Raw genomic sequence first — 10204 nt, 5'->3', positions numbered from 1 at the left:
CCCTCCGCGTGTGAGATCCGTAAGAAGGGTGATCAGGAGGAGGGCGTCGGCCCCTCCATCTGGTCGCCGATCCACTTCATGGGCTCTTCCATGTTCTTGAGGTAGGTGGCGCCGTTGTGGGTGCCGCCGGGTATCTCCCAGGTCTTGGTGTGGACCGGGCCCTTGCCGTAGGTGGCGGTGAACTTCTTGACGTCGGCGATCATCTTGGCGTTCTCTTTGGAGCCGTACTGGAAGGCGATGTAGACGTCCGGCCCCTTGGTGGCCGCCAGCTGCTTGGCCAGCACCTCGGGGTTGTTCTCCGCCTTCTCCTTCTCGTGGCCCCGCCACAGCGGCGAGTCGGGCACGATGTCCGGGCCGTTGGCGATCGCGGTCTTGAACTTGTCGGGGTGCTTCAGCACGGACTTCAGGCTCGCGAAGCCACCGGTGGAGGAGCCCATGTAGCTCCAGCCGTCGCGGGACTTGATCGTGCGGAAGTTGGCCTTCATCAGGTCCGGGACGTCCTCGGTCAGCCAGGTGCCCATCTTCGCCTGGCCGGGGATGTCACTGGCGTCCCAGTAGATGCCCTTGTCGTCCGGGCCGGGGTTGAGGATCGGCATGGCCAGCAGGAACGGCTTGCTCTTGCCCTCCTGGTACCACTTGGAGACGCTCTTCTCCAGCGAGAGCTTGTCCGGGCCGAACTCGCCGAACGCCCAGTAGTTGCTGTCGTTCCCGGGGCCGCCGGGCAGGGCGATCATGACGGGGAAGCCGCTGGAGGCGAACTTCGGGTCGTCGGTGTACTCCTTGGGCGCCCACACCCACACCTTGCCCTTGAACCCGGACTTCTTGCCGTCCAGCGTGACGACGCTGACGTGGGTGCCGTCGGCGAGCGTCTTGGCGTTCTTGAAGGACGCCTGCGGTCCCGTGGGCATCAGGGTCTTCGCGTCGGCGCCCTTCCCGCCGGTGCCGCCGCCGGCCTGGCCGTAGCTGACGGGATCGCCCTTGTCCGTGAAGGGCGGTATCTCGTAGTAGCTCATCACGGGCCAGGCGATCAGCCCGAGCGTGGCTACGGACGCCACCGCGATGACCCAGCGTCGGGCGCGGTGGGAACGGCGGCGGCCTCGGGACTGGTAGGCCCCGGTGGACGGGTTCGTCATCGTGGTGCTCCGGCAGGCAGTGGCGATCGGTTCTGTGCCTGCAGATGAACGAATCCGGCCCCGGGGTTCCGGATTCGCCCCGGCAATCCGCCTCTGATACGAAATGCTCATAAAGCCCCCGGCCGCGACGCCGGGGGCTTTACAAGATCAGTGCACCGGTTCCACCAGCACCGTCACGATGCGGTTCCGCCGGCCCGCCGCCGCCTCCGCCGTGAGCCGCAGGCCCTGCAGCCCGCCCCCGGGCTCGCCGAGCCCGTAGTCGGCGAGGTCCACCTCGGCCACGGCGCCCGCGATCGGCACCCGGCCCAGGGACTTGGCCAGCAGGCCGCCCACCGTCTCCACGTCCTCGTCGTCGAGCTCGTCGAGGCCGTAGAGCTCGCCGAGGTCGCCGAGGTCGAGGCGGGCGGTGACGCGGTAGCGGCCGTCGCCGAGGTCCTCGACGGGCGGCAGCTCGCGGTCGTACTCGTCGGTGATCTCGCCGACGATCTCCTCCAGGATGTCCTCGATGGTGACGATGCCGGCGGTGCCGCCGTACTCGTCGATGGCGACGGCGCAGTGGTTGCGCTGCTGCTGCATCTCCCGCAGCAGGTCGCCGGCGTTCTTCGTGTCGGGCACGAAGACGGCGGGCCGCATCGCGGTGGAGACCAGCTCGGACTCCGCGTCGCGGCTGATGTGCGTCTTGCGGACGAGGTCCTTGAGGTAGACGACGCCCACGATGTCGTCCTCGCTCTCGCCGGTGACCGGGATCCGGGAGAAGCCGGAGCGCAGGGCCAGGGTGAGGGCCTGGCGGATGGTCTTGCCGCGCTCGATGACGACGAGGTCCGTGCGCGGCACCATCACCTCGCGCACGAGGGTGTCGCCGAGCTCGAAGACGGAGTGCACCATGCGGCGCTCCTCGTCCTCGATCAGCGACTCCTGCTCGGCGAGGTCGACCATCGCCCGCAGCTCGGCCTCGGAGGCGAAGGGGCCCTTGCGGAAGCCCTTGCCGGGGGTGAGGGCGTTGCCGATGAGGATCAGCAGCTGCGGCACCGGGCCCATGATGCGGGCGAGCGGCAGCAGCACGTAGGCGGCCGCGGTGGCGGTGCCCAGCGGGTGCTGGCGCCCGATGGTGCGCGGGGAGACGCCGACGGCCACGTACGAGACGAGGACCATGACGGCGATGGCGACGGTCAGCGCCTGCCAGGTCTTCTCGAAGCCCTGCAGGCAGACGTAGGTGACCAGCACTCCGGCCGCCATCTCGCAGGCGACGCGGACCAGCAGGGCCACGTTCAGATAGCGGGTGGGGTCGGCGGCGACGGCCAGCAGCCGGGCGCCGCCGCGCCGCCCGGACCGGACGGCCTCCTCGGCGCGGAACCGGGTGGTCCGCGCGAGGCCGGCCTCGGCGCAGGCGGCGAGCCAGGCGACGACGAGCAGCAGGACCGCGACCGCGATCAGCTGCCCGTTCACGTGATCGTGGGCGCCGGGGAGGGCCCCTCGATCCCGCGCTCGGCGCGCCAGCCGTCGACGATGGCGGCCTGCAGGCCGAACATCTCGGCCTTCTCGTCGGGCTCCTCGTGGTCGTAGCCGAGGAGGTGGAGGACGCCGTGGACGGTGAGCAGCTGGAGCTCCTCGTCCATGGAGTGACCGGTGGGGGCGTCCTCGCCCTGCTTCTTGGCGACCTCCGGGCACAGCACGATGTCGCCGAGGAGGCCCTGCGGGGGCTCGTCGTCGTCCTTGGCCGGGGGACGGAGCTCGTCCATCGGGAAGGACATCACATCGGTCGGCCCGGGCAGGTCCATCCACTGGATGTGGAGCTGCTCCATGGCTTCGGCGTCGACAACGATGACCGAGAGTTCGGAGAGCGGGTGGATGCGCATCCGGGCCAGGGCGTAGCGGGCGATGTCGAGGACCGCCTGCTCGTCGATGTCCGTGCCGGATTCGTTGTTGACGTCGATAGCCATCGTTTTTTACCGGGGGGTGCTTTCGTTTCGGCTGTCGTACTGCTCGTACGCGTCGACAATACGGCCGACGAGCTTGTGCCGGACGACGTCGTTGCTGGTGAGCAGGGAGAAGTGGACGTCCTCCACCCCTTCGAGGATCTCCCGCACCTGGCGCAGTCCGCTCTTCGTACCGCCGGGGAGGTCGACCTGGGTGATGTCGCCCGTGATGACGATCTTGGAGTCGAAGCCGAGCCGGGTGAGGAACATCTTCATCTGCTCGGGGCTGGTGTTCTGGGCCTCGTCCAGGATGATGAAGGCATCGTTGAGGGTGCGGCCGCGCATGTACGCGAGCGGCGCGACCTCGATCGTCCCGGCGGCCATCAGGCGCGGGATGGAGTCGGGGTCGAGCATGTCGTGCAGCGCGTCGTAGAGCGGGCGCAGGTAGGGGTCGATCTTCTCGTAGAGCGTGCCGGGCAGGAAGCCGAGCCGCTCGCCCGCCTCGACGGCCGGGCGGGTCAGGATGATCCGGTTGACCTGCTTGGACTGCAGGGCCTGGACGGCCTTGGCCATCGCCAGGTAGGTCTTGCCGGTGCCGGCGGGGCCGATGCCGAAGACGACCGTGTGCTTGTCGATCGCGTCGACGTAGCGCTTCTGGTTGAGCGTCTTGGGCCGGATCGTGCGGCCGCGGCTGGAGAGGATGTTCTGGGTGAGGACCTCGGCGGGGGTCTCGGCCCCCTGCTCCTCGTTCCTGAGCATGGCGATCGAGCGTTCCACCGCGTCCTCCGTCATCGGCGCACCCGTGCGGAGCACCAGCATCATCTCGTCGAACAGGCGCTGTACGAGGGCGACTTCCCGCGGCTCCCCGGTGGCGCTGACCTCATTGCCCCGTACGTGGATGTCCGTCGACGGGAACGCTTTCTCGATGACCCGCAGGAGGGAGTCACCGGAGCCCAGGACCGTCACCATGGGGTGCTTGGCCGGGACCGTGAACCTCGCCGTCGCCTGCGGTCGTGTGGGTGTCTGAGTCATGGGCCGGCCCGAAGGCCTGCTCATCGCCTCTTTTCTGCACTCCTGTGTCCGGCCGGTGTCCGGAAAACCTTGGAATACCAGGGTACGACGGCAGGCCCTGGGGCCCGAGAGTTTTTCCTGCGCCTCCGGCGGGGGCCTACGGCCTGCGGAAGCCCAGCGTGGGCACGGCCCGGCGCAGCGGCCAGGGCCGGGCGGCCGCGGGCAGCAGTCCGTCGAGGAAGCCGTAGCGGCGGCGGACGGCCGGGCTCTGGTCGTCGTAGGAGCGCACGTGGTTCCACCAGGCGGCGATCTCGACCCACCCGGGGGCCGACAGCGACCCTCCGAATTCCTGTACGGACAGGGCGGCCGTCAGCCCGGCGAAGGCGAGCCGGTCGGCGAGCGGCCAGCCGGCCAGGGTGCCCGTGACGAAGCCCGCGACGAAGACGTCCCCGGCGCCGGTGGGGTCGAGCGCCTCGACGGCGATCGCGGGGACCTCCGCGCTCTCCCCCGTACGGCTGTCGACCGCGAAGGCGCCCTTCTCCCCCATCGTGACGACGGCGACCGGCACCTTCTCGGCGAGCGCGCGGGCGGCGGCGCGCGGGCAGTCGGTGCGGGTGTAGCGCATGGCCTCCTCGGCGTTCGGCAGGAAGGCCTCGCAGTGCTCCAGGCCCGCGAGGTCGGCCGGATCCCAGCGGCCGGTCTCGTCCCAGCCGACGTCCGCGAAGACCCTGCTGCCGCGGGCCGCCGCCCGGGCGATCCACTCCTCCTCGCGGCCGGGCACCAGCAGGGCCACGCAGGCCCGCGACGGGGGCGGGCACTCGGGCGCGGGCACCCCTCCGTCACCGGGCGGCGGCACCTCGTGCCCGTGCGAGACCATCGTCCGCTCGCCCTCGTAGGCCATCGAGACGGTCACCGGCGAGTGCCAGCCGGCCACCGTGCGCGACAGGCCGAGATCGATTCCCTCCCCTTGCGCGAGCGCCTCCCAGCAGTACTCCCCGTACATGTCGTCGCCGAAGGCCGCGGCGAGGGAGGTGCGCAGGCCCAGCCGGGCCAGGGCGGTGGCCATGTTCGCGATGCCGCCCGGGCTCGACCCCATGCCGCGCGCCCAGGACTCCGTGCCGCGCACGGGGGCCGAGTCCAGGCCCGTGAAGATGATGTCGAGGAAGACCGTTCCGGTCAGGTACACGTCGGTGGGCGGGTCCTCCGCCGAGCGGACCTCGGCCAGCGGGTCGAGGACGGCAGCCGCCCCCTGGAACTCGAATCCCTCGGTGCGCTCGCCCGGGCAGTGCCCGTTCCGGATGTCCTGCCGGGGCGTCGAGTGGGGCGAAGAGGTCGTCATACGCGCTCGCTGCTCCTCTCACGGGGTGCGGATCCGGACAGTGTGCCCGATGCTGAGGTACCTTCCGGAATATGAGGCTGACGATTCTCGGCGGTGGCGGGTTCCGGGTGCCTCTGGTGCACCGGGCCCTCCTGGACGACGCGCGGCGCGACACCCCGGGCCGCTGTACGGAACTCGTGCTCTACGACACCGATTCCATGCGCATGAGAGTGATCGCTTCGGTGCTGGCGGCGCAGGCCGAAGGGGTGCCCGGCGCCCCTTCCGTGCGCATCGCGCACAGCCTGGACGACGCACTGCGCGGCACCGACTTCGTGTTCTCGGCCATCCGGGTGGGCGGCACGGCCGGCCGGGTGCTGGACGAGCGGATCCCCCTGAGCGAAGGGGTGTTGGGGCAGGAGACCGTCGGCGCGGGCGGGGTCCTGTACGGCCTGCGCACGGTGCTGGTGGCGCTGGAGATCGCGGAACGGGTCGCGGCGGTCGCCCCCCGCGCATGGGTCATCAACTTCACCAACCCTGCGGGGATGGTGACGGAGGCGATGTCGGCCGTCCTGGGCAGACGGGTGATCGGCATCTGCGATTCACCCGTGGGGCTGGTCCGGCGGGCGGCGCGGGCCGCCGGAGCCGACCCGGATCGGGTGACCTTCGACTACGTGGGGCTCAATCACCTCGGCTGGCTCAGATCGTTGAGCCTGCACGGCAAGGACCTGCTGCCGGGGCTGCTGGCGGACGACGACGCCCTCTCCTCCTTCGAGGAGGGCAAGCTCTTCGGCGCGGACTGGCTGCGCGCCCTGGGGGCCCTGCCCAACGAATACCTCCACTACTACTACTTCCGCAGGGAGACCCTGCGCTCGGTGCTGGAGTCCCCGGAGACCCGCGGCCAGTTCCTCGACCAGCAGCAGAGCGGCTTCTTCACCGAGGCGGCGGCCGCGCCGGAGCGCTCGTACGAGCTGTGGGAGCGCACCCGGCTGCAGCGCGAGTCCACCTATATGGCGGAGAGCCGCGCGGCGAGCGGCGGCTGGCAGCGCGACTCCTGCGACCTGGACGGCGGCGGCTACGACAAGGTGGCGCTCGCGCTGATGCAGGCCGTCGCCCGGGACGAGCCCACGCGCCTGATCCTCAACGTCCCCAACGGCACGACCGTCCCCGGGCTGGCCCCCGAGGCCATCATCGAGACGGTCTGCGAGGTGGACGCCCGGGGCGCCCGGCCGCTGCCGTGCGCGCCCCTGCGCGAGGACCAGCTGGGGCTGATGCTGCAGCTCAAGGCGGTCGAGCGGGCCGCGATCACGGCGGCGGTGCACGAGGACCACGACGCCGCGCTGCGCGCCCTGGCCCTGCACCCGCTGGTCGACTCGCCGGCGGTGGCGGCCCGCATCCTGGAACGGGCCGGGCGGGGCGCCCGGCGCAGGGGCGGGGAAACGACGCCCCTACTCGCGTAGACAAGGCTTGACCTGCACTTGCTTGACCTGCACCGGCCAAGGCCCTAGCTTCGCGCTGCACCGCCCTTGCTACTCAGGAGTACACACGTGCAGCTCAGCCTTGCGTCCAAGCGCGTCCGCATCGCCGCGGCCGGCGCCGCCCTCGCCGTCGGCGCCGGTCTCTACACGGCCGGCGCCGCCAGCGCCGAGCACTCCGTGCCGCGCACGGACAAGGAGATCCCGAACCTCACCAAGGTGACGGACAAGATCAAGGCCTACTACGGCGACACCGTCGACAAGAACGGCCAGCACTACGCGTCGCCGGACAGCAACTACGCCAAGCAGGTCGCCGACATCGAGAAGAAGGCGAAGGCGCAGCTGGAGAAGGCCGTCAAGAACCAGGCGGGCAAGAAGGGCGCCCCCAAGCCCGCCATCGTCCTGGACGTGGACGACACGACCCTGCTCACCTACAACTACGAGCTCCAGCAGGGCTTCCACTTCACGCCCGAGTCGCAGGACGCGTACCTGAAGTCCACCGACATGGCCCCGGTCTTCGGCATGCCGCAGCTCGTCAACTGGGCGCAGTCCAAGGGCATCACGGTCTTCTTCGTCACCGGCCGCGACGAGCACCAGCGCGACTGGAGCGTGCGCAACCTCAGGAACGCCGGCTACAAGCCCGCCGCCGACACCGCGCACTTCTACCTGAAGAACAAGAAGACGCCGCCGGCGTACCTGCCGTGCGGCGCCACGTGCACCACCGTCGAGTACAAGGCGGGCACGCGCAAGCACATCGAGTCGCAGGGCTACCGCATCGTCGCCAACTTCGGCGACCAGTTCAGCGACCTGCAGGGCGGGTACGCGCAGCACACGTACAAGCTGCCGAACCCGATGTACTTCCTGCCGTAACCGCCTTGCCCTAACGCCTTTTGGGCACGGGCACCCGCATCAGGTCCCGGGCGACGGTGAGTTCGCCCTCGAAGCCCGCCGCCCGGGCCTGCTCCGCGAAGACCGCCGGGTCGTCGTACCGCTGCGAGAAGTGCGTCAGCACAAGGTGCCGCACTCCCGCCCCGGCGGCGACCCGGCCCGCCTGGCCCGCCGTCAGGTGGCCGTGGTCCTCGGCGAGGGAGGCGTCCTCGTCGGTGAACGTCGACTCGATGACGAGCATGTCGCAGCCCTCGGCCAGCTCGTACACCCCGTCGCACAGGCGGGTGTCCATCACGAACGCGAACCGCTGCCCGCGCCGGATCTCGCTCACCTCGTCCAGGGTGACGCCGCCGACCGCGCCCTCGCGCTGCAGCCGGCCCACGTCCGGCCCGGCGATGCCGTGCGCGGCGAGCCGCTCGGGCAGCATGCGCCGGCCGTCGGGCTCGACCAGGCGGTAGCCGTAGGACTCCACCGGGTGCGAGAGCTTGCGGGCCTCCAGGCGGTACGAGGGCTCCTCGGCCAGCACCCCGCCCGCGCCGGAGACGGGCTCCTCCACCAGCTGCACCGTCTCGCGGTAGGCGGTGGCGTACCGCAGGCGCTCGAAGAAGCGCTTGCCGCTGCGCGGGTAGTGCGCGGTGACCGGGTGCGGCACCTGGTCGAGGTTGATGCGCTGGATCACCCCGGCGAGGCCGAGGGAGTGATCGCCGTGGAAGTGGGTGACGCACAGCCGGTTCAGGTCGTGCGCGGCCACCCCGGCGCGCAGCATCTGCCGCTGCGTGCCCTCGCCCGGGTCGAAGAGCAGGCCGGTGCCGTCCCAGCGCAGGACGTAGCCGTTGTGGTTGCGGTGTCGCGTGGGCACCTGGCTGGCGGTGCCCAGGACGACGAGTTCACGTACGGACAAGGGGTGCTTCCTAGCCGGGGGGCCAGTTGAAGCCACGGCCGCCGAGGACGTGGGCGTGCGCGTGGAAGACGGTCTGGCCGGCGCCGGCGCCGGTGTTGAAGACGATGCGGAAGCCCTTGTCCCCGTTCTCCTGGAGGGCCACCTCGCCGGCCGTCTTCAGCACGTCGGCGGCGAGCAGCGGCTCGGCCGCGGCGAGAGCGGCCGCGTCCGGGTAGTGCGCCTTGGGGATGACCAGGACGTGCACGGGCGCCTGGGGGTTGATGTCCTGGAAGGCGAGGGTGGTCTGCGTCTCCTTGACGACCGTCGCCGGCACCTCCCCCTTGACGATCTTGCAGAACAGGCAGTCCGCCTGCGGTTCTCCCGCCACCGGTGGGCTCCTCACGGGTCGTCGGCTCGTACCGTCCGGATGTTACCGGGCGGCCTCCGATTCCTTCCGGCGGGCGCTCTTCAGCCGCTTCTCCTTCGCCTTCCTGGCGTCCTCGCGCTCATTGCGCCGCCGGGCGTTGCCCCACCACATGGCGAGCACCACGGGAACGCCGCCGATCCACGCGAGCGCCTGCTCGTAGCCCCGGTCCGTCCAGGGCACGGTCACCAGCAGCACCGCGCAGAGCGTGCCCCACAGCGAGTGCACCACGGCCAGCTTCGCGGCGAAGGCGCGCCGGATCACCGACAGCAGGGTGAGCTGGGCGCCCTGCGGGAGCTTGTAGTACGTGCGCCAGATGCACAGCCCCCACGCCACGCACATCAGGAAGAAGAACCACATCCGGGTGCCGAGCGGTGCGGGCAGGGAGGTCGGGTCGTCGCCGGTCGGGAAGGCCCGGGAGGTGATGGCGGCGTACACGAGGCAGAGCAGGGCGACCCAGCGGGTGCGGCGCACCAGGCGCAGGGCGACGTCCTCCAGCTTGGAGGCGACGTACGCGTTCCCGGGGTCGGTCCCCAGAGCCGCGGTGTACTCCCTGGCCAGCTCCGGCAGCCTGAGCTCGCGGGACTCGTCCTTGAGCCCGGCGAGCACGGCGCGCGCGTCGGCATCCTCGGGGGCGAAGCTCAGGACGTCGCGCATCGTCTGCTGCGCGCCCGCCTTGTCCCCCATGTCGATCAGGACGGAGTACCGGGCGAAGTGCGAGTTCACGGACTCCGGGCTGACGCGCACGGACTCGTTCGCGGCCGCCAGCGCACCGTCGAGATCGCCCGTCGCGCGCAGCGCCTTCGACAGCGACTGATAGGGCGTCTGGTGGTGCGGCGAGATCCGTATCGCCTCACGGGCCGCGGTGACGGCCTCGTCCGCACGGCCGAGGCGCCACAGCGCCTCGCTGCGGTAGATGTGGCCGTCGGTGTGGGACGGGTTGAGGCTGAGCGCGGCCTCCGCCATGACCAGGCTCGCGGGCCACGCCTGCTTCCGGTAGAGGCAGCAGGCGAGCAGGGCGTAGACGTCGGCGTCCTTGTGGGAGACCTCTCTCGTGTGCCGGGTGAGGAGGTCGCAGGCGTCGTCGACCCGGCCGACGGTCAGCAGCGCCTCGGCACGGGCCACGTTCGGGTGCCCACCGCCGTAAGGGGTGTCACTCACG

The 10204-nt window shown here is 70.7% G+C and carries 10 protein-coding genes; 2 read left to right on the top strand and 8 right to left on the bottom strand.

The genetic code is table 11. The features are described from left to right. Nucleotides 1–32 precede the first annotated feature (32 nt). The 5 genes from IE241_RS07365 to IE241_RS07345 all read right to left on the bottom strand — a co-directional run bounded on the left by IE241_RS07365 (nt 33) and on the right by IE241_RS07345 (nt 5399). A complete protein-coding gene (locus IE241_RS07365) occupies nt 33–1133 on the bottom strand; it encodes an alpha/beta hydrolase (protein WP_229898890.1) in 1101 nt (366 codons plus the stop codon). A gap of 147 nt (nt 1134–1280) precedes the next feature. Continuing rightward, a complete protein-coding gene (locus IE241_RS07360; RefSeq protein ID WP_190020794.1) occupies nt 1281–2579 on the bottom strand; it encodes a hemolysin family protein in 1299 nt (432 codons plus the stop codon). Continuing rightward, nucleotides 2576–3073, bottom strand: a complete 498-nt coding sequence (ybeY, locus tag IE241_RS07355) for an rRNA maturation RNase YbeY (protein WP_030368892.1) — start codon at nt 3071–3073, stop codon at nt 2576–2578. The genes IE241_RS07360 and ybeY overlap by 4 nt, the downstream gene beginning before the upstream one ends. Before the next feature lie 6 nt (nt 3074–3079). Further along, nucleotides 3080–4081 carry a PhoH family protein gene (locus IE241_RS07350; RefSeq protein WP_190020793.1) on the bottom strand — a complete coding sequence of 334 codons (1002 nt, stop codon included), beginning with the start codon at nt 4079–4081 and terminating at the stop codon, nt 3080–3082. Nucleotides 4082–4217: 136 nt separating this feature from the next. Then, on the bottom strand, nt 4218–5399 hold the full coding sequence (locus IE241_RS07345; protein WP_190020792.1) for a PfkB family carbohydrate kinase: 1182 nt from the start codon (nt 5397–5399) through the stop codon (nt 4218–4220). Between the two features lie 71 nt (nt 5400–5470). On the opposite strand from IE241_RS07345, the gene IE241_RS07340 reads away from it, so the two are divergent. Together IE241_RS07340 and IE241_RS07335 are read left to right on the top strand one after the other, a co-directional pair. Next, nucleotides 5471–6835: a 6-phospho-beta-glucosidase gene (locus IE241_RS07340; protein WP_190020791.1), complete on the top strand. Its 1365-nt coding sequence runs from the start codon at nt 5471–5473 to the stop codon at nt 6833–6835. A gap of 87 nt (nt 6836–6922) precedes the next feature. Next, on the top strand, nt 6923–7720 hold the full coding sequence (locus tag IE241_RS07335) for an HAD family acid phosphatase (RefSeq protein WP_190020790.1): 798 nt from the start codon (nt 6923–6925) through the stop codon (nt 7718–7720). Between the two features lie 10 nt (nt 7721–7730). Here the strand turns inward: IE241_RS07335 and IE241_RS07330 are convergent, their stop codons facing one another. From IE241_RS07330 to IE241_RS07320, 3 genes are read right to left on the bottom strand one after another with little or no spacing between them, the layout of a single operon-like run. Then, entirely contained in the window at nt 7731–8639 is a 909-nt protein-coding gene (locus tag IE241_RS07330) for a ribonuclease Z (RefSeq protein ID WP_190020789.1), read from the bottom strand. A gap of 10 nt (nt 8640–8649) precedes the next feature. Next, nucleotides 8650–9006, bottom strand: coding sequence for a histidine triad nucleotide-binding protein (locus IE241_RS07325; RefSeq protein WP_190020788.1), 357 nt, complete (start codon nt 9004–9006; stop codon nt 8650–8652). Nucleotides 9007–9048: 42 nt separating this feature from the next. Then, complete coding sequence (locus tag IE241_RS07320) at nt 9049–10203, bottom strand: tetratricopeptide repeat protein (protein WP_190020787.1); 1155 nt, start codon at nt 10201–10203, stop codon at nt 9049–9051. Nucleotide 10204: the final 1 nt, after the last annotated feature.

Origin of the sequence: Streptomyces hiroshimensis (assembly GCF_014650335.1) — a bacterium.
Lineage (GTDB): Bacteria > Actinomycetota > Actinomycetes > Streptomycetales > Streptomycetaceae > Streptomyces > Streptomyces hiroshimensis.
This window is presented reverse-complemented; position numbering and strand designations above follow the sequence as displayed.